Annotated in this window: 31 protein-coding genes; 18 read left to right on the forward strand and 13 right to left on the reverse strand. The window is 44.1% G+C overall.

Going from position 1 to position 26,843, the window contains the following annotated elements; translation table 11 throughout:
• Positions 1-41 precede the first annotated feature (41 nt).
• Positions 42-776 carry a DUF4197 domain-containing protein gene (locus B0E43_RS02955; protein WP_077346627.1) on the reverse strand — a complete coding sequence of 245 codons (735 nt, stop codon included), beginning with the start codon at positions 774-776 and terminating at the stop codon, positions 42-44.
• A 247-nt stretch (positions 777-1,023) separates the two neighbouring features.
• Between B0E43_RS02955 and B0E43_RS02960 the strand changes: the two genes are divergently transcribed.
• Positions 1,024-2,238, forward strand: coding sequence for an arginine deiminase family protein (locus B0E43_RS02960; protein ID WP_077346628.1), 1,215 nt, complete (start codon positions 1,024-1,026; stop codon positions 2,236-2,238).
• Between the two features lie 57 nt (positions 2,239-2,295).
• On the opposite strand, the gene B0E43_RS02965 is transcribed toward B0E43_RS02960, so the two are convergent.
• Entirely contained in the window at positions 2,296-5,088 is a 2,793-nt protein-coding gene (locus B0E43_RS02965; RefSeq protein ID WP_371454327.1) for a putative LPS assembly protein LptD, read from the reverse strand.
• On the opposite strand from B0E43_RS02965, the gene B0E43_RS02970 reads away from it, so the two are divergent.
• From B0E43_RS02970 to B0E43_RS02980, 3 genes are all read left to right on the forward strand, one after another.
• Complete coding sequence (locus B0E43_RS02970) at positions 5,087-5,887, forward strand: N-acetylmuramoyl-L-alanine amidase (RefSeq protein WP_077346629.1); 801 nt, start codon at positions 5,087-5,089, stop codon at positions 5,885-5,887. The two genes, B0E43_RS02965 and B0E43_RS02970, sit on opposite strands and share 2 nt — an antisense overlap.
• 135 nt (positions 5,888-6,022) lie before the next feature.
• Positions 6,023-7,639, forward strand: coding sequence for an acyl-CoA carboxylase subunit beta (locus B0E43_RS02975; RefSeq protein ID WP_077346630.1), 1,617 nt, complete (start codon positions 6,023-6,025; stop codon positions 7,637-7,639).
• Positions 7,640-7,677: 38 nt separating this feature from the next.
• Positions 7,678-8,523 carry a transglutaminase family protein gene (locus B0E43_RS02980; protein ID WP_077346631.1) on the forward strand — a complete coding sequence of 282 codons (846 nt, stop codon included), beginning with the start codon at positions 7,678-7,680 and terminating at the stop codon, positions 8,521-8,523.
• Here the strand turns inward: B0E43_RS02980 and B0E43_RS02985 are convergent.
• Together B0E43_RS02985 and B0E43_RS02990 are read right to left on the reverse strand one after the other, a co-directional pair.
• On the reverse strand, positions 8,517-9,095 hold the full coding sequence (locus tag B0E43_RS02985; protein ID WP_077346632.1) for a redoxin domain-containing protein: 579 nt from the start codon (positions 9,093-9,095) through the stop codon (positions 8,517-8,519). The genes B0E43_RS02980 and B0E43_RS02985 overlap by 7 nt on opposite strands.
• Before the next feature lie 4 nt (positions 9,096-9,099).
• Positions 9,100-9,729: a 4'-phosphopantetheinyl transferase superfamily protein gene (locus tag B0E43_RS02990; protein ID WP_077346633.1), complete on the reverse strand. Its 630-nt coding sequence runs from the start codon at positions 9,727-9,729 to the stop codon at positions 9,100-9,102.
• A 36-nt stretch (positions 9,730-9,765) separates the two neighbouring features.
• Between B0E43_RS02990 and B0E43_RS02995 the strand changes: the two genes are divergently transcribed.
• From B0E43_RS02995 to B0E43_RS03010, 4 genes are read left to right on the forward strand one after another with little or no spacing between them, the layout of a single operon-like run.
• Complete coding sequence (locus tag B0E43_RS02995; protein WP_077346676.1) at positions 9,766-10,686, forward strand: WD40 repeat domain-containing protein; 921 nt, start codon at positions 9,766-9,768, stop codon at positions 10,684-10,686.
• The gene (locus B0E43_RS03000; RefSeq protein WP_077346634.1) at positions 10,683-11,657 is read left to right on the forward strand and encodes a DivIVA domain-containing protein; all 975 of its coding nucleotides are present in this window, start codon (positions 10,683-10,685) and stop codon (positions 11,655-11,657) included. The genes B0E43_RS02995 and B0E43_RS03000 overlap by 4 nt, the downstream gene beginning before the upstream one ends.
• The gene (gene folB / locus B0E43_RS03005) at positions 11,657-12,022 is read left to right on the forward strand and encodes a dihydroneopterin aldolase (RefSeq protein WP_077346635.1); all 366 of its coding nucleotides are present in this window, start codon (positions 11,657-11,659) and stop codon (positions 12,020-12,022) included. Before B0E43_RS03000 ends, folB begins: the two co-directional genes overlap by 1 nt.
• 8 nt (positions 12,023-12,030) lie before the next feature.
• Complete coding sequence (locus B0E43_RS03010) at positions 12,031-12,486, forward strand: DUF4268 domain-containing protein (protein WP_077346636.1); 456 nt, start codon at positions 12,031-12,033, stop codon at positions 12,484-12,486.
• Between the two features lie 531 nt (positions 12,487-13,017).
• Here the strand turns inward: B0E43_RS03010 and B0E43_RS03020 are convergent.
• Entirely contained in the window at positions 13,018-13,512 is a 495-nt protein-coding gene (locus B0E43_RS03020; RefSeq protein WP_077346638.1) for a DUF6265 family protein, read from the reverse strand.
• 34 nt (positions 13,513-13,546) lie between these two features.
• Positions 13,547-13,861 (reverse strand): iron-sulfur cluster assembly accessory protein, encoded by a 315-nt coding sequence (locus tag B0E43_RS03025; RefSeq protein WP_077346639.1) that lies wholly within the window; start codon positions 13,859-13,861, stop codon positions 13,547-13,549.
• A 112-nt stretch (positions 13,862-13,973) separates the two neighbouring features.
• Here B0E43_RS03025 and B0E43_RS03030 point away from each other — a divergent pair, with 112 nt between their 5' ends.
• From B0E43_RS03030 to dtd, 4 genes are all read left to right on the forward strand, one after another.
• A complete protein-coding gene (locus B0E43_RS03030; protein WP_077346640.1) occupies positions 13,974-14,495 on the forward strand; it encodes a hypothetical protein in 522 nt (173 codons plus the stop codon).
• A 4-nt stretch (positions 14,496-14,499) separates the two neighbouring features.
• Positions 14,500-14,913, forward strand: a complete 414-nt coding sequence (locus B0E43_RS03035) for a YkvA family protein (RefSeq protein WP_077346641.1) — start codon at positions 14,500-14,502, stop codon at positions 14,911-14,913.
• 97 nt (positions 14,914-15,010) lie between these two features.
• Positions 15,011-15,730 carry an NAD-dependent epimerase gene (locus tag B0E43_RS03040; RefSeq protein ID WP_077346642.1) on the forward strand — a complete coding sequence of 240 codons (720 nt, stop codon included), beginning with the start codon at positions 15,011-15,013 and terminating at the stop codon, positions 15,728-15,730.
• Positions 15,727-16,179, forward strand: coding sequence for a D-aminoacyl-tRNA deacylase (dtd, locus tag B0E43_RS03045; RefSeq protein ID WP_077346643.1), 453 nt, complete (start codon positions 15,727-15,729; stop codon positions 16,177-16,179). The genes B0E43_RS03040 and dtd overlap by 4 nt, the downstream gene beginning before the upstream one ends.
• Before the next feature lie 62 nt (positions 16,180-16,241).
• Here the strand turns inward: dtd and thiL are convergent, their stop codons facing one another.
• Complete coding sequence (thiL, locus tag B0E43_RS03050; protein ID WP_077346644.1) at positions 16,242-17,270, reverse strand: thiamine-phosphate kinase; 1,029 nt, start codon at positions 17,268-17,270, stop codon at positions 16,242-16,244.
• A 130-nt stretch (positions 17,271-17,400) separates the two neighbouring features.
• On the reverse strand, positions 17,401-17,799 hold the full coding sequence (gene mce / locus B0E43_RS03055; RefSeq protein WP_077346645.1) for a methylmalonyl-CoA epimerase: 399 nt from the start codon (positions 17,797-17,799) through the stop codon (positions 17,401-17,403).
• 90 nt (positions 17,800-17,889) lie between these two features.
• Between mce and B0E43_RS03060 the strand changes: the two genes are divergently transcribed.
• The 4 genes from B0E43_RS03060 to B0E43_RS03075 all read left to right on the forward strand — a co-directional run bounded on the left by B0E43_RS03060 (position 17,890) and on the right by B0E43_RS03075 (position 20,669).
• On the forward strand, positions 17,890-18,216 hold the full coding sequence (locus B0E43_RS03060) for an iron-sulfur cluster assembly accessory protein (RefSeq protein ID WP_077346646.1): 327 nt from the start codon (positions 17,890-17,892) through the stop codon (positions 18,214-18,216).
• 179 nt (positions 18,217-18,395) lie between these two features.
• Positions 18,396-19,490, forward strand: a complete 1,095-nt coding sequence (gcvT, locus tag B0E43_RS03065) for a glycine cleavage system aminomethyltransferase GcvT (RefSeq protein ID WP_077346677.1) — start codon at positions 18,396-18,398, stop codon at positions 19,488-19,490.
• A complete protein-coding gene (locus B0E43_RS03070) occupies positions 19,490-20,197 on the forward strand; it encodes a 2-phosphosulfolactate phosphatase (protein ID WP_077346647.1) in 708 nt (235 codons plus the stop codon). The genes gcvT and B0E43_RS03070 overlap by 1 nt, the downstream gene beginning before the upstream one ends.
• A gap of 235 nt (positions 20,198-20,432) precedes the next feature.
• Positions 20,433-20,669: a YdcH family protein gene (locus B0E43_RS03075; protein ID WP_077346648.1), complete on the forward strand. Its 237-nt coding sequence runs from the start codon at positions 20,433-20,435 to the stop codon at positions 20,667-20,669.
• 29 nt (positions 20,670-20,698) lie between these two features.
• Here B0E43_RS03075 and B0E43_RS03080 read toward each other — a convergent pair whose 3' ends face one another.
• The gene (locus B0E43_RS03080; RefSeq protein WP_174567125.1) at positions 20,699-21,040 is read right to left on the reverse strand and encodes a nucleotide pyrophosphohydrolase; all 342 of its coding nucleotides are present in this window, start codon (positions 21,038-21,040) and stop codon (positions 20,699-20,701) included.
• A 160-nt stretch (positions 21,041-21,200) separates the two neighbouring features.
• Here B0E43_RS03080 and B0E43_RS03085 point away from each other — a divergent pair, with 160 nt between their 5' ends.
• Positions 21,201-22,763 (forward strand): M81 family metallopeptidase, encoded by a 1,563-nt coding sequence (locus tag B0E43_RS03085; protein WP_077346679.1) that lies wholly within the window; start codon positions 21,201-21,203, stop codon positions 22,761-22,763.
• A gap of 223 nt (positions 22,764-22,986) precedes the next feature.
• Here B0E43_RS03085 and B0E43_RS03090 read toward each other — a convergent pair whose 3' ends face one another.
• The 3 genes from B0E43_RS03090 to B0E43_RS03100 form a co-directional block, all read right to left on the reverse strand.
• The gene (locus B0E43_RS03090) at positions 22,987-23,562 is read right to left on the reverse strand and encodes a DUF4136 domain-containing protein (RefSeq protein WP_077346649.1); all 576 of its coding nucleotides are present in this window, start codon (positions 23,560-23,562) and stop codon (positions 22,987-22,989) included.
• A gap of 80 nt (positions 23,563-23,642) precedes the next feature.
• Entirely contained in the window at positions 23,643-24,239 is a 597-nt protein-coding gene (locus B0E43_RS03095; RefSeq protein ID WP_139352645.1) for an OmpW family outer membrane protein, read from the reverse strand.
• A 15-nt stretch (positions 24,240-24,254) separates the two neighbouring features.
• On the reverse strand, positions 24,255-24,881 hold the full coding sequence (locus B0E43_RS03100) for a DUF4136 domain-containing protein (protein WP_217349131.1): 627 nt from the start codon (positions 24,879-24,881) through the stop codon (positions 24,255-24,257).
• A 313-nt stretch (positions 24,882-25,194) separates the two neighbouring features.
• Between B0E43_RS03100 and B0E43_RS03110 the strand changes: the two genes are divergently transcribed.
• Entirely contained in the window at positions 25,195-25,572 is a 378-nt protein-coding gene (locus B0E43_RS03110; RefSeq protein WP_254423347.1) for an iron chaperone, read from the forward strand.
• On the opposite strand, the gene B0E43_RS03115 is transcribed toward B0E43_RS03110, so the two are convergent.
• Positions 25,569-26,837, reverse strand: coding sequence for an aminotransferase class V-fold PLP-dependent enzyme (locus B0E43_RS03115; RefSeq protein WP_077346652.1), 1,269 nt, complete (start codon positions 26,835-26,837; stop codon positions 25,569-25,571). The genes B0E43_RS03110 and B0E43_RS03115 overlap by 4 nt on opposite strands.
• Positions 26,838-26,843 lie beyond the last annotated feature (6 nt).

Genomic DNA, 26,843 nt, shown 5'->3' on the forward strand with positions numbered 1-26,843 from the left:
CGGGCTGAGAGGCCCGGTTTTTTTTTCTGATTATCAAATACTTACTTCTTCTGACTCTCCGCATACCCGAAGACCTTCTGAAGCAACGGTGAAGTTCTGGCGCTTATGTTTTCCCGGATTTTCAATTCTTCTTTGGCTATTTCAAGGAAAAGCCCATTGATTGCTTTTTGTGTCACGTAGGCCGTCAGATCGGTATCCACTTTTTTTACCAATGGAATCTTATTGTACCGTGTCATCACGTCACTCCAATATTTGGTGGCATCCACTTTCTTCAAACTGCTATCAATGATGGGAGAGAATTTGGCAGAAAGTGAATCCGTGGTGGTGGTTTTGAAATACATCGTTGCCGCATTTTTATCGCCCAGGAGGATCTTTTGAACATCCTGAAAACTCATCTGCTTGATAGCTGAGGTAAAAATCGGCTTGGCTTCCTGTGCTGCATCTTCGGCTGCCCGGTTGAGACTCGTAATCACTTGGTCACACATTGAGCCTAGTCCAATCGATCTCAAGGTTTTTTCCACTTGCTTGGCTTCCTCGGGAAACAGGATTTTGACATCCAGATTTTTCAGATAGCCATCTTGCAGCGAAAGCCGGTCTGCGCTGATCCCTGTGCCTTTCTCCAAAGCCTCTTTCAGCCCCGATGTAATCTCAGATGTACTGGGGTTTGAATTAACCTGTTTTAGAATGTCAGTGATTTGGGCGGTTGTACAACTTGCCTGGAATAAAAATACTCCTGTGAATAAAATTCCAATGGAAAGTCTTTTGAATGAAAGCATAAATTGATTTTTCGGTGATTCCCTTAGGCAACGAAATAAGCGTGCCATAAGATTTTTTCTGAGCGTTAAAAAAAGATTTAAAATTCTGTGGTAATCAAAAACTATTCTTTCTATCCAAAAATCAGTTTTTTTTAATATCTTGAATTATTGAGTATTACTGCTTTTTTATTATGAATATATTAATGATTTTAAATTATTATTTTGAATATCATAATGAAATCACATTTTTGTTGAAATTTTAGAAATCATGAATCTTCGAATAAACTCAGAATTTGGAACACTCCGGGCGGTTTTGATGCACAGGCCGGGAAAGGAAATCGATCGATTGACTCCCTACAACAAAGATTTCCTTCTTTTTGAGGATGTGCCATATTTGGAAGCACTTCAGAAAGAGCATGATATCTTTTCGAGTCTTGTCCGGGATTCGACCGGGGCACAAGTATATCAATTGCGGGAATTGCTGATCCGGGTGCTGTATGATGAGGAAATCCTGCTTCGGCTGATGAGGGAATCCCTGACTCGATCGGGACTTTCCCATATTGCAGAGGATATTTTGGAGCGGTATTCCACTGCTGAATGTGCCGGTATTTTGACCGCAGGCCTGAAAATCCATGAGTTGAAACGAAAGCTTCCCAACCTCAATGCCGGGGAATTGTATGACTTTGCTTTTGCAATCCCTCCTTGCCCCAACTTGTATTTCCAACGGGATCCGATGGCTTTGACCCCCGGGGGGATTATTTTTTCTTCCATGAAAATGGAAGGAAGACAGCGGGAGGCGGATCTGCTGAGGACCATTTTCGAAAATCACCCTGAATTCAAAGCCTATGTCAACACCCTTTATCCCATCGATGGGCACGATGCACCACCAAGTATCGAGGGAGGAGATGTCATTATCCTTTCGCACGAAGCAGTGGCCATCGGCAACTCGGAAAGGACGGATGAAAAGGCAATTTACCATGCTGCAAAGGCGCTCTTGGGTGAGGGTTCGGTCAAGCGGGTCTATGAGGTTCATTTGCCCAAAAAGCGTCAATTCATGCATTTGGATACCGTCTTTACGGTACTGGATGAAAATCTCGTTCTGACTTATCCTGATGCGATGAATTCGGTTTTGCAGACTTCACTCTATACCCTAAAAGAGTCAAATGGAGACAAAGTGACCATCAAACGGGAAGTGTTGAAAGAGTCTCTACTGACAGTATTGGCAAGGGAAATTCCCCATCTGGAAATCCTGAGCACAGGCGATGGAAACACCGAATATGCGATGCGCGAGCAATGGTTTGACGGAGCAAATGTTTTTGCTATCGGGCCGAGAAGGGTTATTTCTTACAACAGGAATATTCACACTAACCGGGCCTTGCGCAACATGGGCGTGGAGGTTTTGGAGATTCCTTCGTCCGAATTAAGCCGTGGACTAGGAGGACCGAGGTGTATGACCATGCCGCTTAGTCGTGCACGAGTATAAGTTTTCCTGCATAAACCATCCGGCATCAAACATCGCACATCGGTCATCTGGCATCTCTCAAAAATCATAAAATGATCTTCTTCGGGACACTTTCAGATCCTGAAGGATGCTCGACTTGACCCGGATGTCGATGCTGTAGGAGGTGAATTTTCCAAAAGGAACCCAGTTCACATTCATCTGCCAGCAGTGCAGGTCACGTGCAATTCCGATCATGGTTTGGGTGATTTCCGCAGCCTGAAAGTCAAAGCCGGTGTTGAAGTTGATCTTCCATTTTTCCGATATAGACAAATCTCCACTCAGGTTCATCGTCTGGGTGATGTTTTCCCGGTTGTCTAGTTGTTTGGAATAGGCCAGGTTGTAGCCCAGAGATAGATTCCAAGGAATATCCCAGTCGATGTACTGACTTGGATCTGATACGATCCGGTTGATCTCGTTTTGAGCAAATTCATCCACAACTCCGCCTCGTTGGATGAAATCCTGTGTGATTTCATCTCTTACTTCTCCTGGTGTTTGCCCGCTTCGTGGATTTATGGATGCATTCATATTTAGCGAAGCATTGCGGATTGTCCCGATTCCCTGACCCAGAGACCAAGCAAATTGGTTGACACGGTCGTAGAGGAGGGTATTGTTTTCACCTTGGGAGGTGACTACAGCGTAAGGGTCGATGCTGCTCGTTAGGTTGACGGAGAGCTTCCGCTCAAAGAAGCTCGTTCGCGCTGAAATCTGAAAAGGGGAGAGTCTAAAGGAGTCCGCAGCAAAATTGTAAGCAGTATTGATATTGAAGGATTCCAGAAGCGGAATTTTCTTAGTTGCGTTTTCGGAGGTACTGTCTTTGGCATTCAACACTTTGGCTTCCAAAACATTTCGGAGTCCTATGCTCAATGCGCGAGATTCTCCCAAAGGTGCTCCGCCATAGACAAAGCCCTGATGCCTTGAGAAAAGCTGGGTTCTTCCCGATTTATCAACCTGGACCCGCTGGTAATATCCAAACGATGGGTCGGAAAAGTCAGGAGTATAATTGAAGCCAAAAGTAGGAGCGATGTGGTGACGGATGGTTTGGATTTTACTACTCGGCTTGAAATTGTAAAAGCCATAGAAGTTGGTGTTCATTGCAAATGAACTGTTGTAAAAACCGACACGGTTAAAACCATCTTCGACAATCCGGTCTACCCGTTCCTCTGTGGGATTATAATAGTAATTGATCCGTTGCAAGTACCAGAGCTCATTGTAATTGATCGATGCCGTGCCGGTGAAGTAATTGAAAAGCGTAAAGTTTGAGGAAAGCGGAATGGTGTTTCGGGCCCCATTATTGGCATTTTTGAAGAGCAAGCCCATGTTGTCTAGGGTGAAAGGAATCGTGGTGGGACCATCACCGATCTCCGGATTGTTGACTCCAAATTGCTGCTGAACACGGTTAGAAATGGTGTTTTGCATATTGAAATTCCATGCGACATTCAGGGTTTTCAGCGGCTCGAATTTCACATTTTTAAATGGACTTTGCCGGTTCATATTCACCGCAACTGTCGGTAAGTCCAACCTTACTTCACCGGTTTGCACACTTTGGGAATGTCTGAAATTCGCCGACATCGTAAAAGGAGTGCCAGAGAAAGTCTTGGAAAATGAAACGTTGGAGTTCAGGTCTGCCGTGACGTTATTGGTGAAATTTGTTTGGCTCACCACATTGTTGAAGTAGCTGGTAGAGCCGGCATTCACTGAGGCGGAAAAACGGCTCGTTCCCCGGCTTACAGGGGTATGGTTCCACTGAACCCGGAAGGTATTATAATCAGCTGGGTTGAGTTCTGTTTCTGGGCTTTTAAATTTTTGGAAGTCAATGTTGAATCCTCCGCTGAAGCGATAGCGCTTGGTATAAATGGCCTGAGACTTTAAACCCCAACCGCCTTTGGAATAAATGTCCCCTGTCACCCTTGCGTGTATGTAGTCATTGATAGCAAAGTAATAGCCCAAATCCTGCAGGAAAATTCCACGGACTTGTTCCTTTCCATATCTTGGGAAAATCACCCCGGAAGCTTTTTCTTCCGGTGTATCCGGGATCAATCCAAAAGGGAGTCCAAGGGGAGTTGGAATGCCGTTGAAATACAGATTAAAAGGGCCCGAGACCACCTGTTTTCCCTGAATGGACTTGATCTTGGAGGAAGAAATATGCCAATGCGGATCAGTCAGCTTACAGGTGGTATAGTAGCCGTGGTCTAGATAAATACTGCCATCCTCGGTTTTTTTGATTGTTTCTCCGCGGAGGACACCGTCCTGCTGCTCGGTGACCACATCTTTGATGATCGCTTTTTGGGTCTTGAAGTTGTACCTCATCTCCTTGCGGATCTCATAGGAAGTTCCTTGATCCGTAAAAAATGGGTTTCCGGAAATGGCACCTAAACTGTCGGTAACTCCTGTCGCATAGATTTCGGAGTTTTTCCAGTCGATGACAATCCGATCCGCTTCGAGTTTCATTTCCCCATATTCAAACCAGGCGTTTTTATAGAGGTAAACCTTGTTTTCGGCAAAATCGGTGATGATACTGTCTTCAGCGAAATAAAGAATATCTGTTTGGATGGCATTTGTAGGCATAATTTTTGCCGAATCCAAGATGTTCAAAGTGTCTTGTTGTGCAACAAGGGAATCAGCAATCAGATTACGGGAAGGAGGGGTCAAAGTATCCGGAGCAATCAGGACTTTTTCCCGCGGTGGTTGGGCAGGCCGCTGCGCCAATGCCAATTGCGGGAAAATCCAAAGCCCTGAAACGATCAAAAAAAGGATTCTGAAACCCGACACTGCTGCTTGCGCTTTGATTAATTTGGTGAAAATTTTGCGTAAAGTTAGTTCGATTGCCCTCATGGAACGGTTCAATAACAAAAAAATTCTCTTAAGTTTTCTCTTAGCAATTCCTTTTTTCTTTGGTGGATTTATCCCCAATGAAACGATGATGCCGGCATTTAGGATGAAAAAAATCGTTTTGGATGCAGGGCATGGTGGGAAAGATCCGGGAAATCTCGGTTCAAAGTCCAAAGAAAAGGATATCAATCTTGCTGTTACTCTTCTCGTTGGCAAGTACATTAAGGAAAATATGCCGGATGTTGAAGTGATCTACACCCGGGAGGATGATAGTTTTCCGACAGTTTATGAAAGACCAAAAATTGCCAATGTTAACAAGGCTGACCTATTTGTTTCTATTCATTCCAATGCAGCTGCGAACAAATCTGCCTTCGGAACCGAGACTTTTGTGATGGGAACCAAGCATTTCGAAGCCAATTTTGATATTGTGAAGAAGGAAAACTCGGTGATCCTTTTGGAAGAAAACTATGAGGAAAACTACGAAGGATTCGACCCTACCTCACCGGAATCATATATGATGTTTAACCTCATGTCCAAAGCTTACATCGAGAACAGTCTAACCCTTGCCGATCATATTGAGACACAGTTTAGGGATCGAGTTGGGAGAAAAAGTCGCGGGGTGAAGCAGGGACCGTTTTATGTCCTTTGGACACCATCCATGCCGAGCGTCCTAGTGGAATTGGGATTTTTGTCGAACACTGAGGAAGAAAAGTTCTTGATGAGCCAAGAAGGCAAAGAATACATGGCCTCGGCAATCTTCAGATCTATCAAGGCATACAAAGAGCAGGTAGAAATCAATTGATTTTCAATTTGCTTCAAAAGCATTTAAGCCCTTTTCTGTGAAGAGAAGGGCTTTTCTGTATCTTAGCTTTCAAACTTCTCCTGGAAAAATGGAGTTTTAACAGCTACAAACCCAAATTGAATAATTGGCTCCGGAATGGAAAAAACTAACCCAACTTTGCAGGAATTACTTGATCAGCTTAAGCAAAAAACCATCGAAGTTAGTCTTGGTGGAGGACAAGTGAGAATTGATTCCGAGCATGAAAAAGGAAAGCTTACAGCCAGAGAACGAGTCAATTATCTGATCGATAAGGATTCGCGGTTTTTGGAAATTGGCACATTTGCAGCTGACGGATTGTATGAAGAGGAGGGAGGTTGCCCTTCCGCAGGAGTGGTTACTGGTTTAGGTTATGTGAGTGGGAGAATGTGTGTGATTGTGGCTAATGATGCCACAGTCAAAGCCGGTGCCTGGTTTCCGATGACCGCAAAAAAAAACCTTCGCGCTCAGGAAATCGCCATGGAAAATCACCTGCCGATCATCTATTTGGTCGATAGCGCAGGAGTTTACCTTCCTATGCAAAATGAGATTTTTCCGGACAAGGAGCACTTTGGACGTCAGTTTCGGAACAATGCGAAAATGTCCGCCATGGGAATCGTGCAGGTTGCAGCAATTATGGGAAGCTGCGTTGCAGGAGGAGCCTATTTGCCAATCATGTCGGATGAGGCTCTGATCGTGGACAAAACAGGTTCGATTTTCCTCGCTGGGTCCTTCTTGGTCAAAGCTGCAATCGGTGAAAATGTCGACAATGAAACGCTTGGCGGCGCAACTACCCACTGTGAAATCTCCGGCGTAACCGACAATAAATTCGATTCTGATCAGGATTGTCTGGATGCCATCCGGAGGATTTTTTCCACTCTGGGAGAAAATCCAAAAGCCGGATTTGACCGGATAGAGAAAAAGGAGTCCGGCATTTCCGGAGATAGAATGCTCGAAATTTTCCCCGCAGAAAGGGTGAAGCCTTATGATATGCTGGAGGTAATTGCAGGATTGGTCGATGGGGGAGAGTTGGATGAATACAAAAAAGATTACGGTAAAACGCTGATCTGCGGAACTGCAAGAATTGAAGGCTGGGCTGTGGGAATCATCGCCAATCAGCGCAAAATTGTAAAAACTGCCAAAGGCGAAATGCAAATGGGAGGAGTGATTTACTCCGATTCTGCGGATAAGGCTGCAAGGTTTATCATGAATTGCAACCAACGCAAAATCCCATTGGTTTTCCTTCAGGATGTGAGCGGGTTTATGGTTGGCTCCAAAGCTGAACATGGCGGTATCATCAAAGACGGGGCAAAAATGGTAAATGCCATGGCCAACTCAGTGGTTCCCAAGTTTACTATCATTCTGGGGAATTCTTACGGGGCGGGGAATTATGCCATGTGCGGCAAATCCTACGATCCGCGACTGATATTTTCTTGGCCAACAGCTCAAATGGCGGTCATGTCAGGCGCTTCGGCAGCTAAGACTTTGCTTCAGATCAAGGTGGCCTCGCTCAAGAAAACCGGAAAAGTCATTTCACCGGAAGAAGAAAGCCAGCTTTTGGAAGAAATAACCACCAAATACAATGAGGAACTGAGTCCCTACTATGCTGCTGCAAGACTTTGGGTAGATGGGGTAATTGATCCACAGGACACCCGAAAAGCTATCAGCATGGGAATCGAAGCGGCCAACCACGCAGAGATTACAGAAAGATTTAATGTCGGGGTGATTCAGACCTGATCCTTTTTATTAACTTAAAGAAAGCCAAGAAAAAAAGTATGAGTGAACTTACCCCAGCGCAGTTGGATGCATTAGTGTCTTTGTTGGACGATCCGGATTATGAGGTCAAGAACCACGTTCGTGACAAAATCATCTCGCTGGGAGCGGAAGTCATTCCTTTTTTGGAGCAAAAATGGGAAACCAGCTTCAATCCGGAAGTTCAAAAGGAAATTGAAGAACTGGTTCACGATTTACAGTTTTCTCTGGTAAAAACTCGATTTGCCGAATGGCGGGATACCGAAGACAGGGATCTGCTGACCGGACTTTGGATCCTCAATACGTATCAATATCCTGATCTTGATTTTGCGAAGCTGAATGCTGAGATGCATCAGATTTACTTTGAGGTATGGACTTCTTTCAAAAACGACCTGCAACCCTACGATCAGATTCGGATCATCAACAACGTGCTGTTCAACACGCTTCGCTTTTCTGCCAATACCAAGAACTTCCATTCTCCGGCCAACAGCATGCTAGCTACTGTTTTGGACACCAAAAAAGGAAACCCGATCAGCCTTTGCTCGATTTATTTGTTGGTAGCTAAGAAGTTGGGTTTACCGATTTACGGCGTAAATCTTCCCAATCTTTTTGTGTTGACTTACAAGTCGGCTGAAATTACATTTTATATCAATGCTTTTAACAAAGGATTGATTTTCAGCAGACAGGATATTTTCAATTACCTAGAGCATTTGAAAATTGAGCCCAAGGACAATTTTTTTGAGCCTTGCGCCCACCTCGATATTATCCTCAGATCACTCAGGAATCTGGGGAATGCCTTTGAAAAGTTGGGGGAAGCCAATAAGGTCGAGGAAGTAAGAGAAATGATCGCAATACTCGAAAATCAATAGGTCCGGACATTGCAGCCCACAGCTCTGACTTGTCCCGGAGTGGTAGTTTCTCCCCTTAAAATCTGGTTTAAAGCCCTTTCCAGGTATTTTTCACTCACAGCCGATTCAGCCTGAGGATTGTTGTCGATTGCTCCGCGGTATTGAATTTCGAGACCATTTTCACCTTTCACCAGGACAATCACCTCCGGGATTTTTGTAATGTTGAAAGCCTTGGTCCAGGCCTGTCCGGCATCGATCAGATAGGCCATTTTGAGCCCGGTTTGGTCAATAAAAGTTCTCAAAGGAAGTTGGTCAGCTTCCGCATTTCCGACTTCAGGATTTACCAAGGCAAAAGCAAATCCCTGATTTTGAAAAGTTGATTTCATTGCTTTTAGCCTGCCCTCATACATTTTTGTGAAAGGACAATTCAAGGAATGGAAAACAAGTACAATTCCTTTTCCATTGACCATCGAGCCCAGTGATTTTGGAGAACCTGTAACCGCATCAGTCGCTGAAAGTTCATTGAGATTTTGGGCGGCGCATGTGAGAATGACACACAAAAATAAAAGGGATGCTGTCGCTAGTTTTTTCATTTCGTTACCAAATCGTATAGGTCAAAATCACATTTTCCAATCGCCTCACATCCACTGTATAATGATGGTCTGCAAAGTCCGTTCCCCGAATTTTTCCTTTGATTTTCTTGGCATCTTTTTCAAAGGGCTCAAGTAGGATATTGTCTCTAAATGACACCCCCTTTTTGCCTTGGCACTTGAAAATCGACTCTTTTGCCGACCAGGCCATCGTATAATGCGCCGGGTCTTTTTCCAAAAAATCTAGCTCAGAAGGATCTAAAAACCGAAATCCGATTTTGAGGATTTTTTCCCGGATCAAGTCCATGTCAATTCCCACAGGTTGCTCCCGATGGAAAATGGCCCCGGCGAACCCTGGCGTATGAGTAAGGGAGACAAATCCGTGACCATTCATAGTTTGTGATTTGCCGTGCTCGTCCTTGAAAAAGCCTGGATACGGAACTTTTAATGCCTCCAAAGCATCGTAAATAGCAAGCCTAGCAGTTGCCCATTCTTTCTTTTTTTCGGGATGTGAAATGTTGGCGAAAGAGAGTTTTTCTCGAAAACTCAGGAAATCCAGCCGGTGATCTTCTTGCTTCTCGATAATCTTCACCGCAAGGGCCGACGAAGAATCAATTTTTTCTATTTTTGTTTGCATAAGCCAAACGGGCGCTGCTGAGTGATCGTCCAATATATGTCAAATATCCAAGTAAATAAATTACACACGCTTACCGGGCACAACGACTGCATTTATGCACTTGCGGAGGGGAGTGATCCCCGATTTTTTTATACCGGTGCCGGAGACGGCATGGTGGTAGAATGGGACCTGGACCGTCCCAAAGACGGAAAACTCATCGCCAAATTGCCGCATTCGGTCTATGCGATCGCAGTGGACCGAGAGCGAAATCAGCTCGTCATCGGACATAATTTTGAAGGAATCCACGTCATAGATCTCAATGAAAACAAGGAAATTTGGAGTCTGAAAATGACCGATCAGGCCATTTTTGATATCAAAGTATTTGGAAATGAGATTCTGGTCGGAACAGGAGACGGGGTGCTGGTGGTAGTGGACACGGAGGAAAGATCTATTAAAAAACACATCAAGCTCAGTTCAAAAAGCATTCGGGTGATGACCATTGCACCTGAAAAAAGACAGCTTGCCATCGGTCTGAGTGATCATTCGATCAAGATTTTGGATTTGGCAAACGACCTTAAACCCATCGCCAATCTGGCTGGGCATTCCAATTCCGTATTTGCGTTGAGCTACTCGCCGGATGAGCAAAAACTCGTTTCAGGTGCCAGGGATGCCCATATGAAATTCTGGGATTCGGATAATTATACCCTGACCGAAAACATTGTGGCGCACATGTATGCCATTAATTTTTTATCTTTCAATGAGGACGGAAAGTACCTCGTGACCTGCTCAATGGACAAATCCATCAAGGTCTGGGATGCCGTAAACCATAAACTACTGAAAGTCATTGATAAGGCTAGAAATGCAGGTCATGGCACCTCCATCAACAAAGTCCTTTGGAGTACTTATTCCGGTGACGTCGTGTCCATTTCCGATGACCGTACTATTTCTATCTGGCAAATTGTAGCAGAAAATCTATGAAGATATCCCCAACAGCCATCCGGCAAAAAGCATTTGAAACAGCCTTTAGAGGCTATGAGAAAAAAGAAGTTGCTGCATTTCTTGAGGAAATGAGTGTTGTCATGGAGCAGATCAACCAGGAGAATCTGGACCTTCGATCCAGACTCCAGCAGGTGGAAGGTGAGGCCAAAAGGCTGAAAGATGTAGAAGACTCACTTTTCCGAACTCTAAAAACTGCCGAAGATACCGGGGCAAGTATCATTACTGAAGCATCCGATGCTGCAGATCAGATCATCTCAGAAGCCAATTCCATCGCTGAACAAACAACCAAAGAGGCCAATAATTTTGCCCAGCAGGTTCAAACACACGCAGAAAATCAGGCCAGAATCATTACTTCAGCTGCCGAAGCAAAGGCCAAATCGACTATTAAAGAAATCCGGGAAAGTATGCAAAGCCTGGTAAGAAGTTATGAGGGGTTGCTTGAGCAGCGGGAGGCTTTGGTGAAAAGCCTGAAGCGTCTTTCCCAGGACGCCTTGAACCAAATTGATCTTTCGGACGCACACTTTTTTCGCATCGATGGCAAGGCTTACCAGCGGGCAATCGAGGAACTCAGCCGATCCAGTCATTTCACTGTTGGAAATATCTCTGCACTCGCCACACAAGCTGATCCGCCTGTAAATGCTGAACCCGAAGAGCAGTTTGAAGAGGAAATGTCCACCGCCACTTTGGATGAGGAAACCATGGAAACTGTGGAGGCATTGCAGCACGAACTTGAAGAGGAGGGAGAATTGCCGCAGGAAGAGGAGGAAAATGAAGTGATAGAAGAGGAGCCTGTAAAAGCTGAAATTCCAGTTGAGGAAGAAGAAGATGAAGAAGAAATTGAAATAGAGGAGGAGGTTCCAGTAAAAGTTGAAGTGAGAAGTCAAGCTGAAGCTCCAAAACCAGAGGATCCCAAAAAATCATCCGGTTCTTTCTTTGACCAGTTTGACTGATGGGAAAAGTTGCTCTTGAGGGAATCGAATTTCACGCCTACCACGGTGCCTATCCTGAGGAGTCCATCCTGGGCAACCGCTTTACCCTGGATTTGGTACTGGAAACCGATTTCAAAGAAGCCATGCTCCACGACAGCCTGAAGGATACGGTGGACTATGCCAAGCTTTACCAACTCATCAAAGCCCGGATGGATGTGAAAGTGAAACTTTTGGAGCATCTCGGCCACAGAATTATCACGGATATTTTGAAAGTCTACCCCAAAGTCAAAACTGTCCGGCTCACTCTTAAAAAGCATCATCCGGCACTTGGAGGGATTGTCCAGTATTCGGCAGTGACGGTTTGTTATCCGGAGGATTTTGCCTGAAATTTTTTATGTACAGCCGAGCTGAAACCACCAAAATCAGGACTGAATTCTGGATCACTTTTGGGCAATACATGAAGCCCGTTCCCAACGCCCATGGCCGAAGAATCAATTGGCCCAACTACCGCACCGGGATCAAAAACGTCTATTTCCGGATGAAAGCTGAGCAGGAGTTTGCCTCTGTCGGAATAGAAATAGGACATCCTGATGAAGAAATGCAGGAACTGTTTTTTGACCAGTTTCGGGAATTGAAAAATCTCCTGAAAGCCAGCTTAGGCGAAGAGTGGGACTGGAAGCTCCATGCTAAAAATGAAATGGGACAGACCGTTTCGAAAATCGAAAAAATCCTTCCTGACGTGAATGTGATAGAGCAGGAAGACTGGCCAAAGATCATTTCTTTTCTTAAACCCAGAATCATCGCCTTGGATGAGTTTTGGGACAATGTGAAGCCTGTATTTGAGGATTAGTTTTCAGTGGGCAGTCGCAGTTTTCAGTCGCATTAGGTAGTTTGTATAGGATTAAGATGAAGTTATAAGCTTGACACAGTCCAAATGATTTGTCTACACCTGAAGGGGTGTTAGTATTGCTGTTTCTCAGGATTAAATAAATAACAAAAATGAAATTGAAAGAAGTGTCAAGTTTACCGGTTAGCCTATTTAAGTTATTGTATGTGAATTTTCTTTTTGGGAATTTATTCTTTATGATAATTTTAGGTCTTTTCTCATTGTTTGGATTGTATCCAGTTAACCTAAATGATGAATCAGTTTATGGGATAAAGGGGTTTTTGGTACTAGTGTTATTTACTCCATTTACGTCATTGGTGTTTGTTTCCTTGTTTTGGGTATGGTTGAAAGTCGGGAATAAAATAATCATGAAGTTGTTTTAAATGGAATAATATACTTCCGGTTTCTTGGGGTTTCAGAAAAAAAATGCTGATCATGGATAGAGCCGTTTTAACCCAACTGGGAGACAATTTCAAGTCGGGATTTGAGCACTAATCAAAGTTCTTTTCGCATAAATCTAAACTCCTCGATTCTCTGCTCTCCTTTTTCGGACAAAGCAAGGTAGATCACCAGCTCATCTCCTTTTCGCTCGAGAGTCAAGCCGTGAAACCAGACAGTGTTTTCACCAACTTCAACCAGCCGAAATGTCGTCCATTCCTCCTTATCCTCCAATCCCGTGAGGTCTGGATTGAAATGCTTCAGTTTCATCGAAAAGGTATCCCCCTCCTGAACGATATTCATGAATTCGCTGAAGACCAATTTCCCTTCATTCCAAAATCGAAACGTGCCGATCATATGACCGTCTTTAGCCGGCATCCATACCTCTTCGCATTCCCCGCCCAGACCGCTTCCGGACCAAAAGCCCACAAGCCAGGCGAGGTCTTCCACTTTTCCTTTGCCGGGAGATTGATCAGGTTCCAATTGACGGACTTGTGCTGTGGCAAAATGACTAATTGTCAGAAAAATCGCGATAAAAACAAATGACTTCATAGTATTTAGGGAGTTGCTATGAAGTTATAAAAAATTACAGATCGTGGCGCTTGGGGATATCGGGATTGATAAAAGTAAACCCTCTGGCCTCGTCTCCTTCAAAGAAATCTATCTGCATCCCTATCAGAAACATGTAATGTTTTTTCTCTATCAGTACCCGGATTCCGTCGATCTCAAATTGTTGATCCTCAGACTTGGGCTTGTCAAATCCCAGTGCATAAGACATACCCCCACAGCCTCCACCCTTGACACCGACCCGCAGGAAATAGTCTTCCGGGATGTTTTTGTTAGCCATGATGTGCTTGATTTCAGCTTCGGCTTTTTCGGTGATGGAAATGGGAATCAGCATGGGGAGAAAATCAATTATTAGGAATTTTGGTTCGCAAGTTGGTTCAAAATTATCGAATCGGCCGGTTTTTTGACAAGTCATAATTGCTGATATTCGAATACACTTAATTGCAATGGACTATATACTCGATTTGTTGAAAATCATTTTGCCTGCGGGCATTGTTCTTTATGGAATGTACCTGGTAGTTGTTTCTTTTCTTTCCAAGGATCGTGAAAAACTGCTTGTGGAACTCAAAACCCAAAACACCCAAGTGATCCTTCCCATTCGCCTTCAGGCTGCCGAGCGATTGTGCTTGCTTCTGGAGCGCATTACCCCAAATAATTTGGTCAGGCGATCCAATCCGAGTCAGTTTACCGCCGCTGAGCTGCATCCGCTGCTTTTGGCTGAGGTTCGAGAGGAGTTTAATCACAACTTCAGCCAACAGGTTTACTTTTCAGAAGAAACTTGGGAAGCAGTGAAACGCGCTGTAGAAGATGTGGTTACCTTATTGAACCTTAGCAGGCAGACTTTGGGGCCTGAGGCCAGCGGGATGGAATTGGCAAAGGCCATTTTCTCGAATTCTCTGGATCAAAAAAATGACGCGATAACCTATGCGCTTCGAAAAGTAAAATCAGAAATCCAACTACATTTCTAAACTCATGGAAACTTACACCAACAAGTCAACAGGAATCATTGATAAAGCCAAAGCACTTTTTGGAAAGCAAGTCGATGTGATCATCCAGCAGGAACAAAAGGTTGTTGACTTACTTCAAAAAGTTGGTCAAAAACTGGCAAAACTCGCTGAAAATCCCAGAGTCAAAATGTTGACTGAACCTGTCAAGATTTTTATCCGGATGATCAAAGCGCATTTCAGTGGAGAGCATAAAATTGCCTTCTCCACCCTGGGCTTGATTGTATTGGCTATGGTTTATTTCCTTTCTCCAGTTGATCTGATTCCGGATTTTCTGGGATTCTTTGGGTTTGCAGATGACTTATCCATCGTCCTGGCAGTTTATGCCAAAGTGAAGGATGAAGTGGATAATTTTTTGGATTGGGAAAAAACAAGGATTTGATCAGCTTGGTTTTCCATATGAATTATTGAAACAGGGCAAGCTTCACCTATATTAATTTCGGGATGGCTTATATGGCATTTGAGAAACAAATGATTAAATGAAAATCGCTCTAATTTCTGGGACCTCCGGTCTGGTAGGAATGCAGTTGCTGCATCAGCTTTTGCAAAGCAAAGACTACGACCAAGTGCTGAGTGTAGGGAGGAGAAAACTCGCACTCAAGCACGGGAAATTGATCCAAATCGACGGTGAACTTTCCAAAATCAATTCATGGGATTGGGAGGAAAAAGTGAAAGCCCAGTCGCTTGCAGGTGAGTATCATACTTTTATTGAAGCTGTTTCTGGAAAAACTGCAGAAATCCATGCTTTTTCCAGCCTTGGGACAACGATCAAAGTGGCTGGTTCAAAGGAAAAATTCTATGCAATTGACCATGATCTGGTGATAGAATTCGCCCGTTGGGCAAAGAAAATCGGAGCATCCAAATTTCTTTACGTCTCAGCGATGGGGGCGGATTCCGCTTCCTCTATTTTTTACAATAAAGTGAAAGGGGAGACCGAAGAAGATCTGAAAACCTTCCAATTTGGTTATTTAGGCCTTTTTAGGCCATCACTTTTACTGGGAAACCGTCACGAATTCAGGTTCGGAGAGCTCGTCGCCACCATTTTCATGAAGCCACTCGTCTGGCTGAAATTGGCAAAAAACGTCCGACCTATCCATGACCATCAAGTAGCCAAAGCAATGGTGAAAAAGGGGTTGGGTACCAGTATCCATCCTGTGGAAATTATTTCTTCCGGTGAAATGCAAGACTTAACTCAATGATAACAGTCATCCAGCGTGTATCAGAATCCTCGGTGAAAATCGAGGGAAAAATCAAAGCTCAAATCGGAGTCGGTTTGATGATTTTAGTAGGAATTGAAGATGCCGATACTCAGGAGGACATTGATTGGTTGAGCAAAAAAATCGTCAATCTGAGGATTTTTCCGGATGAAAATGGCGTGATGAACAGGAGTGTGTTGGAGGTCGGAGGGGAGATTTTGCTGATTTCGCAGTTCACACTCCATGCCAGTACCAAAAAGGGAAACCGCCCTTCTTACATCAAAGCCGCCAAGCCGGATTTTGCCATTCCTATGTACGAAAAGATGATTCAGGCTTTAGAAACAGAATTGGGAAAACCAATCGGAACCGGAGAATTCGGAGCCGATATGAAAGTCAGTTTGGTTAACGACGGTCCGGTGACGATCGTGATTGATAGCAAAAACAAAGTTTAATATTTCGGATTTGCGATTTCGGATGTCGGAAGGTTCCGAAATCCGAAATCCGCAATCCGAAATCAAAAATGCTTCCAGCCCTGGGCTTTTAACTGCACCGCAGTTCCGCTTTTGGTCACCAAAAACTTTCCTTCTTCCGCCTTCGTCATGTGGCCGATGAAGTGGATATCGGGATGTTTTTCCAGCTTCGCAAAATCTTTTTGATCAATCGTGAAGAGCAATTCATAATCCTCGCCACCATTGAGCACGCAGGTGATTGGGTCCAGATTGAGTTCTACAGCCGTGTCAAAGGTCTGCTTGTCGATTGGGAGTTTGTCTTCGTAGATTGTGGCACCAACACCAGAAGCTTTGCAGATGTGGAAGATCTCCGAAGCTAATCCGTCGGAAACGTCCATCATGCAGGTGGGCACAACGCCCATTTCACGCAATTCGTGGATAATGTCCATCCGGGCATCCGGCTTCAATTGACGGCCGGTTACGACATCGTATTTGCTCAGCTCGGGCTTCATGTCTGGGTTTGCCAGATAGACTTGCTTCTCTCTCTCAAGAATCTGTAAACCAATCAAGGCTGAGCCTAAGTCGCCAGTCACGCAGAGAATGTCGTTGACTTTGGCACCTGATCGATAAGTAATCTGATCTTTTTGAGCTTCCCCAATTGCAGTGATTGAAATCACTAATCCACCCCGGGATGCAGTGGTGTCTCCTCCTACCAAATCCACTCCGTAATGCTCACAAGCGGCGTTGATGCCGGCATACAGGTCATCCACAGCCTCCACAGAAAAACGATTGGAGAGGGCAATGCTCACAGTAATTTGCTTCGGAATAGCATTCATGGCTGCAATATCGGAGACATTCACGGCCACGGCCTTGAACCCGACGTGAGTCAAAGGCGCGTAGGACAGATCAAAATGAACTCCTTCCAGCAGCAGATCCGTTGTCACCACTTTGACATGATCTCCTGCCTCGATGACTGCTGCGTCATCGCCTATCCCTTTGAGTGAGGATGCGTTTTTAAGAATTACTTTCTCGTTTAGATGATCTATCAGGCCAAACTCACCCAATTCTCTGATTTCTGTTCTTACGTCTGACATGGTAGTTTACGATGTTTTATTTTACGAGAGATGATTTCGACTTCGCTCAGTCTGACAATACATCAGATTCACTAAGCTGGAATCGTAAGGGACTTCAATCTTCCAATTTTTCAATTTTCAAATCTTCCAATCAAATCTCCTGGCACAACTCCACCAGCACCCCATTAGTGCTTCGGGGATGCAAAAATACCACTAATTTATTGTCTGCACCTTGTTTGGGTGTTTCATTCAGGATTTCAAATCCGGCTTCTTTGAGCCTTTGTACTTCTGAACGGATGTCTTCCACGTCGAAGGCGATATGGTGCACGCCCTCTGATTTTTTCTCTAAATATTTTGCAATCGGACTGTCTGGAAGTGTGGCTTGCAGCAGTTCGACTTTGGTTTCACCCACTTGAAAAAAACTTGTTTCCACCCCTTCTCCGTCCACAGATTCTGTTTTGAAATGCGCTTTTCCCAACAATCTGGTAAAGAGCTGATTGGATTTTTCCAGATCTGAGACAGCTATTCCGATATGTTCGATTTTCCTCATCCCTTTATTTTGTATCTTTGTGGCTGAATCTTTTTAGAAGAAGGTCTGTTTTGTACTTAACTTCAATCATCTAAAGTAAAGGTAAAATTTATGATAGTCGTTTCTGATAAGGCCAAAGAGAGAATTCTCGAACTCAGACAAGAGGAAGGCCGCACCGAAAATGAAAATATACGGGTTTCCGTCAAAGGCGGCGGGTGTTCCGGTTTAATGTATGATTTGGGATTTGATGCCACAATCGTGGAGACCGACCATGTGTTTGAGGACAAAGGGGTGAAAATCTTGGTGGACCGAAAGAGCCTTTTGTATCTCGCTGGAACAATCCTTGAATTTTCCGACGGATTGAACGGGAAAGGTTTCCAATTCATCAATCCCAATGCTAGCAGAACCTGCGGATGCGGGGAAAGCTTCTCGGTATAAATTTCTCATCTGTAATACGACTCTGAAAGCAGCTGTAATAGGTTGCTTTTTTTATTTTGAATAAATCAAAGCTGTGCAAAACCCCGGGAAGAGGAGGTTTGTCGGGGCATTTTTTAAAAGTTGATTGACCTAAATTGCAGCCAATCCTTACCTTTGCCAGCGATAAAAAATCCCCAAATATGGAAGAGCAAATCAAAAATGTCCCTCTCAATGACCTGCACATTGCCCTCGGAGGCAAGATGGTGCCATTCGCCGGATTCAATATGCCCGTGCGCTATAGTTCCGACAATGAAGAGCACCTATGTGTGAGAAATGGGGTAGGGGTTTTTGATGTTTCCCACATGGGAGAATTTATGGTCGAAGGACCGGAAGCACTCAATCTGATCCAAAAAGTTACTTCCAACGATGCTTCCAAGCTGGTAATTGGGCAGGCGCAGTATTCCTGCTTTCCCAACGAAACCGGAGGAATTGTAGATGATCTGATCGTTTACAAATTCGGTGAAGAAACTTATATGCTTGTGGTCAATGCCTCCAACATCGACAAAGATTGGGCTTGGATCAACAAGTACAATACGATGGGAGCAAAGCTTACCAACGTCTCTGATGACTATTCACTTTTTGCAGTACAAGGTCCAAAAGCCATTGAGGCGGTTCAATCCCTGACGCCTGTCAATCTTTCCGAAGTTAAGTTTTACCATTTCACAGTAGGTGAATTTGCTGGGGTAAAAGATGTCATCATCTCCGGAACTGGCTACACAGGAGCTGGTGGGTTTGAGATATATGTGAAAAACGCCGATGCCGAAGCGGTTTGGAAGGCGATTTTTGAAGCAGGAAAAGACTTTGAAATCAAGCCAATCGGCTTGGGTGCTCGGGATACTTTAAGACTTGAAATGGGCTATTGTCTCTATGGGAATGACATCACGGATACCACTTCCCCAATAGAAGCCGGGCTAGGTTGGATCACCAAATTCACCAAAGATTTCACCAATTCCGAGGCCTTGAAAAAGCAGAAAGAAGAAGGCGTGTCGCGCAAATTGGTTGGTTTTGTGATGCAGGAAAGAGGTATTCCAAGAGGACATTATCCGATCGTAGACGCTGCTAGTGAGGTGATCGGAGAGGTGACTTCGGGTACTCAATCTCCAAGCATGGGAGTGGGGATCGGGATGGGTTATGTGAAGACCGAATTCAGCAAACCCGGAACGGAGATTTTTATCCAGATCCGAAACAAAAACCTCAAGGCCCAAATCGAAAAACTTCCCCTGCTCAAAGCTTGATGAGAAAAGTAGAAGTTTGCTTCAGTCCCGAACTTATTCACTTGCATGAATTAACTGGTAAAACTGTGGTGGTAGTGGATATATTCCGTGCCACTTCCACCATGGTTGCCGCCTTGGCAAATGGAATAATAGAAATTCTCCCCTGTGCTGATTTGGAAGAATGCCGCTTGATGAAGGAGAAAGGCTACTTGATTGGTGGAGAGCGAAATGGTCTGACTGCTCCGGGTTTTGAAATGGGTAACTCGCCCATTGCCTATCTCAACAGTGACCATTCTGGCAGAAAACTAGCCATGACCACGACCAACGGAACGCAAGCCATCGAAAAATCCAAAGGTGCCGATGAGATCCTAATCGGTGCTTTTCCGAATCTACAGGCTTCTGTTTCTTACATCCAGGCGCAGGACAAAGATGTCCTGATTCATTGTGCGGGTTGGAAAGGCCACTTCAATCTCGAGGATTCGATTTTTGCGGGAGCTTTGATCAAAGCTTTGGAGTCCTCCCATCATGCTGAAGAAGACGGTGCTTTGGCCATGAAATCCCTTTTCGAGCACTCGGGTCACCAACTCAAGGATTTTCTTTCCCAAGCTTCCCATGCAAAGCGGCTTCAAAATCACGGAATCGAACGGGACATCGATTTTTGTCTGACTCTGGATTTGTATGATTTTGTGGTGAAAGTGGATGAGAGAGGATTTTTGGTGAAAGTTTAGCCCGAGCAGAATCCACTTTGGATTGAGGGAAAAATGCTCCCCGTTACTTTATCCTAAATTTTTCTTTCTAAAAGATAGCTCTGAAGCTAGAAAACTCTTCTGGTTCAGTTGGAGGGGCAATTGCTTTCAGTACTTAATTCATTTCCAAACAAATATCCTGAACCTTTCTGATCCTGGTCATATTTTTTGGGTGGATTTTGAGGTAGTCTTGTGCAAAGACAAAACAACCCAGAACATGAACAGGAAGCATCCACTCTCCGAAGAATTCCCAGAGTTTGAAGAGAAAATCCTCACATTGAAAGTCGAAAATGACCATTTTAAAAAACTGTATGACCAATACGATGAAGTTGACCACCATATATACAGAGTTGAGTCAGATGTAGAACCCTCCTCGGATGAAGTTGCCAATCAGCTTCGGATAGCCAGACTCCGGCTCAAAGACGAGATTTATAAGTTTCTGAAAGAATACTAAGAGAGAAAAGGCCGGGGATTCCTGCTTTTTCATTTCAGTTTGTCATTTTCCCGATGGCGGTTGATGTCCCTGATATTTTTCTTTTCGAAGTTCTTCTTCATGGCTTCAGTCAGGTCCACTCCGGTTTGGTTGGCAAGACAAATCAGTACCCAAAGTACATCTGCCATTTCATCGCCTAAATCCTTGCCTTTGTCTGATTCCTTAAAGGATTGTTCTCCATAAGTTCGAGACATGATCCGGGCCAATTCCCCGACTTCTTCCATCAATATTGTCATGTTGGTTAGTTCGTTGAAGTATCGAACGCCGACGGTCTTAATCCATTGGTCAACTTGAGTTTGGGCTTCGGAAAGGGTGATTTCAGTTTTCGTCATAGTTGCGGTGATTTAGCTTCAGGAAAAGAAGGATTAAGTGATTTCGCGCCTGCAAAGACATTGATTTTTGACCGTTCTTCGCGAAAGACTAAAGGAATTCCAATTCTTATTTTGGCCCAAAGGGATTTCTAAGTTAATTCAAGAATCAAACCCCAACCAAATGAAAAACTACCCATTGTTCATTTTTCTTTTTTTGGCTTTACTCTCCTGTTCTGAGAAGGAGCAGAAAAAGCCACTTCCAAGAATTGCCATAGCCGGACTTGCGATCGAATCAAGTACATTTTCTCCAGCCCGATCTACTACTGCCTCATTCAGAGTAAGAGTTGGGGAGGAAATATTTTCCTATTATCCCTTTCTGGATTCTGCGGCTGCGGACAGAGCTCGGGCAAACTGGTTTCCCACATTGAGGGGCCATGCGATTCCCGGTGGTATGGTGACGCGTCCTGCATACGATTCACTTGTGGGTGTAACCTTGGAAATGCTTAGAGCCAACCTTCCTTATGATGGTCTCTTTTTCGACATTCACGGTGCGATGAGCGTGGAGGGATTGGACGATCCGGAAGGAGATTTTATCACAAAAGTGCGTGAAGTGGTGGGATTTGAAACCCTGATTTCCACCTCGATGGATTTGCATGGCAATGTTTCCCTAATCCTTGCGGAAAACTCCGACCTGATCACTTGCTACCGCATGGCTCCGCACGAGGATGCCTTGGAGTCAAAACAAAGGGCTGTAGAAAACCTCCTGGATCGACTGGAAAGCGGAAAAGGAAAACCTGCCTACAAAGCCTGGATCCCGGTTCCGATCTTGCTTCCCGGCGAAAAGACCAGCACGAGAATTGACCCGGGAAAGAGTCTCTATGCAAAAGTAGATCCTATGACCAAAAAGGAGGGAATTATCGATGCTGCGATCTGGATAGGGTATGCCTGGGCTGACGAACCTCGAAACCACGCTGTTGTGATGGTGACCGGTGATGACGAGAAAGCGGTCAAAGAATCCGCCGAAGAACTTGCCAAGAGCTTTTGGGACGTACGAAATGAATTTGAATTTGTCGCTCCTGTCGCTTCATTAGATGAGAGTATTGATATGGCGATTGTCAGCGACAAAAAGCCGTTTATGATCAGTGACATGGGTGATAATCCCACTGCCGGTGGTGCCGGAGACGTGACCTGGACTTTGACAGAAATCCTCAAAAGAGCGGAGTTCAAAACCGAAAATGGCCCGACCTTAATCTATGCGTCGATCCCGGGCCCCGAGTTGGTCGAGAAAGCGATTGCTGCCGGCGTAGGAGGAAAGGTTGAAGGTACTGTTGGTGCTGCCATAGACAACAGATTTGCCCCGCCGGTGATGTTGAAAGGAACTGTGGAAGCTATCAAAGAGGGAGATGAAGAAGCCGAGGTCGAAGTGGTGTTGAAAGTAGGCTCTGTTCGTGTGATCGTGACAAAAAAGCGGAAGCCCTACCATAATGAAAGTGACTTCACCGAATTGGATCTGAAGCCAAGAGAAGCGGATATCGTGGTCGTTAAGATCGGCTATCTGGTTCCGGAATTATATGACATGCGGGGTGATTGGGTTATGGCCCAGACACCTGGAGGCGTGGATCAGGATTTGGAGCGGCTTGGCTATAAGCGGATCCACCGACCGATGTTTCCTCTGGACAAGGATATGGCAGATCCGGATCTGACGGCGAGGTTTGTCCCGCTGTCTGGAGAGTCAAAAAAATAGCAAAAAGCCGGATGCGAATCCGGCTTTTTGATTTGCAATGCTAAATTTTTGCCCAAAGAATTTCACGGAAAAAGAAACGAAGTTCTTCAGATTATCGTCGCCTATGCATCGGAAATCCAATCTATCAAACAGTAGAGTTAAATGATTTAGGATTGGCCTTTACCTGCTTACTACTTACGATTTACAAAAACCTCCAACCTCCAACCTCCAACCTCCCAACTTCCTACTTCTCCTTGTGCTTCACAGGCAATTTCATGAAGATATTTTTTACGGCCATTTGCAAGTCAGATTCTATGTCTGTTTCAAATGAAATTTCCTCCTGGGCCCAGCCTCTCCAGATCAACTTTCCTGTTTTTGGTTCCAGCATTTCTATGGACAATACCCCTTCTTCGTATTGATAAGCCGAAACTTGCCCACCTGAAACCGGCACAGCTCCACCGACATAGTAACCTGGCCCACCAAACCCGACTCCAACACTGACAGTAGGAGATTGGGTGTACTTCAACTTGTTTTCGATTTTGGTATCAAACTGAAACACCGCGTCAGGATTTTCCACATCCAATTTGAAGCCTTTTTTCAAAAGTTGTTCATTCGCTAAGTCCAGAATGTATCGGGCATAGCGTTTTTCCCCTTCCTTATTTTCGTCAACAAAATGCTCCAGATTGACCCAAGCATAGGTTTTGTAATTGTCTAGATCCACTCCTTTGGCTTTGTAGGAGTAGGTTTGCATGATGGTGCCACAGGAATATAGTGTGAGTGCCACACCAATCATAAAGGAGACAATAATGGTTTTTTTCATTTTTAAGGGAATGTTTATGGGTAAAAAAAATCAGAGGATAGCCATTGACCATCCTCTGAAAATAAAAGTTCTAACCTAATTTAATTTCCCATGAACATGTATCCTATATTGAAGGACAAGTAGGATTGAGTGGTGTCGAAATCACCCCCTGCCAAACCTAAATTGTATTTTGCTGCCAAAGAAATACCGGAATAGCGGTTGACTGAATAATAAAAACCAACCTGAGGCGTGAATGCAAAACTCCAGGCATCCTGAGTCAGCCTATAGATTCCCATGTCTGTTGCTCGTTCGGTATAAATTGTACCTACACCCAATCCGATAAAAGGATTCAAATCCTCGCCTGGTTTCAGGTAATAATCTGTTGCAAACATAATCGGAAAGCTGTTTACAGTTCGAAACTGCTTACCTGTTAAGGATCTGTTGTCAATAGTATAAGTGTCATATGGCCTTTCATCAAAGAAAACATTCCATCCTGTATAAAATCCCACACCTACGTTGGGTTGTACCATTTTTCGGTAATCCATGGTAAACCCTCTTCCACTAAATGTGGAAACATAATCTCCAAGATCACCGGTGGCTAATCCCATAGAATAGGAAATAGTGGTCATACTTTGAGAATTAGCCTGTGTAGCAATCACCATCACCAAAAAGGCGGATATAACTATAAATTTTTTCATCGCTTCGTCAGTTTATTAGTTGATTTTCAGGTATGGAGATTGTTCAAAAGCCTGATCAATTCCGGATGTTACTCTACTTACATTATTTGCTCCGGAAACCAGCCCATTTCCTACTACCAGCCAAGAAAGTTCAGATTGATTGACAGCATTGTCTACATTGGGATCAGCCATGGTGATGACCACTGTACCTGTGGTGTATGCTGAGACCGCGTAGTATGGAGGGTAATACCAGCCCCAGCCACCGTACCAGCCGCCGTACCACCAATCATACCAGTAGCTGTAGAATACCGTCGTATTTTTCATAGCAGCTGGGGTAAGAAGCATATCAGGTTTTGCACTGATGGCAACTTTTGTCCAGCCATAATTAGACATGTTTGTCTCAATAGCCTGAAGAATAGGCGTTGCATAGATGTCTTTCATGTAGACAAAAGTGGTGTCGCCATCTTCAATTTCTAAGTCCACGACGATTTTGTCGGGCATGGCGTAGGTATTTCTGGATCCAAAATCAAAATCAACATCATATTGAGTGAAAATAACATCTGTATCCTCGTAATACTCTGCTCCATCAGGGTAGCAGCCCCAGAGTGCAAGGCCACTTACCATAGTAAGGAGAAGCCTTGAAAAATTTCTTTTAATCATCATTGTGTAGGTTTTTTTACAATTTTTTATTGGATTTGATATGGTAAAGTAAGTAGTTGAATGAATTGAAATACATGATTAAAGTCATTTTATTTTATAAATTTCCTCGGTGAACACCCAATGTTTTTCAAGAATAAATTGGTTAGGAGGTTCTGATTTTTGCTTAAATAATCTGATTTTCAGGAGTATTGAATTGTAAAATTTGAAAGCATGAATGGAATAGATACGGAAAAATTTCAACTTAAGGTTTATAATAATTTGAGGAATAAAATTCAAATTTTCACCGAGTTTCATGTGAATCTAAATCCAAACCAAGATGATGAATCCAAAACCCCAATCGGTCGATGAATATTTTAGCTGGTTTTCGGGCGAAACCCTAGAACGCCTTCAACTCATCCGGGAATTATTGAAAAAGGAGGTGCCAAATGCCAAGGAAGTTGTCAGTTACAGTATGCCAGCTATAAAGACTTCCGAGGTACTGGTCTATTATGCCGTTGCCAAAAATCACATCGGCCTATACCCGACCAATAGTGGAGTTAGCGAATTCAAAAAAGAACTGGAATCCTACCAGACTAGCAAGGGTGCAATCCAGTTTCCTCATGATCGGCCATTGCCGCTGGATTTGATAGCTGATATTGTTCAATTCCGGTTTTTTGAAGTGGAGGCAAAGCCAAAGAAAAAGAAGAAATCCTAGTCAAGGATAACTTTGAGTTCTTGAAGAAACAGGTCAATTTCCTCTTTTGAATTATAAATATGGGTGGAAACCCGTATTCCATTTACGTTGCCTTCAGGAACCTGCCTGATTCTAAATCCGCTTTTCATAAGCTCATTTCCGAGTAATTGAAAAGTGGTGTTTTTTGGCTGGAAAGTCACCATAGAAATGCGCGATCGGGGATCTTCAGAATTTAGGAGTTGGATTTGGCTTCCCAAGTCCAAAAGCCCTTCGAACAAGTATTGGTTCAATTCCCTAACCCGGGTTTCGATTTTCCCTTTTCCGATTTCCAGGTGAAAATCTAAAGCGGCAGACACGCCTTTCATCAAAGAGGTACTTTGGGTGCCATAATCGTAGCGGTGTGCAGAGGCGGCATAGCCATTCAAAATCGGTGGGTCACTGAATAAATCCCATCCCAAGTCACTTCCTCCACCTACATGGAAAGGCTGAAGTTTTTCCAACATGTCCTCTCTGACATATAGAAAAGCTGTTCCACTCGGTCCAAGAAGCCATTTGTGGCAACAACCCGCATAAAAATCGCAGCCTAGATTTTTTAAATTCAAGTCAAATATTCCGGCGCCGTGGGCCCCATCGATTGCAGTGATTATTCCTTTGCTTCGGGCAAATTCTGAAATTTCCTTGATGGGAAATACAAGCCCGGTGGTACAGGTGACATGCGGGATGGCGATGACTTTGGTTTTTGGAGTAACGAGACTTTTGATCAAATCCAGGTTTTCCTCAAAATTGGAAGCTGGAGTAAATGGTTTAAGCACAATTCCATGAAGTTTTGCACGGTTGAGCCAAGGCAAGGCATTTCCAACATGGTCATGATTGGTGAGAATGACCTCATCTCCACTTTTCAAAGAAACTCCCCAAGCCATGATGTTGATTCCTCCGGTAGTGTTGTGGGTAAGGCTTATTTCGGCAGTTTTGACCCCGAGAAAAGCAGCCAATTTTTCTCTTTCCGGATCGGTGATTCCATATTCTCCGGAGGTATTGATTTCCTGAAGTGATTCCACCATTGCTTTCTGAACAGGAAAAGGAGCCGGTCCAAAAGTGCCGTTGTTCATGTAAACCCGGTTTTTGGTCAGAGGAAACTGGGCTCTGACCTGAGTCCAGAAATCTTCTCCCTTAATAGAGGAATCGATCCAATTCGTGTCAAATCCATTGGGAGATATGAAAGAAACCAGACTTGGAATAGCGATCCCCGCCCCGAGTTTCTGAATAAATTGACGCCTGCTATTCATGCTGGA

The organism is Algoriphagus sp. A40 (assembly GCF_002002735.1).
Classification (GTDB): domain Bacteria; phylum Bacteroidota; class Bacteroidia; order Cytophagales; family Cyclobacteriaceae; genus Algoriphagus.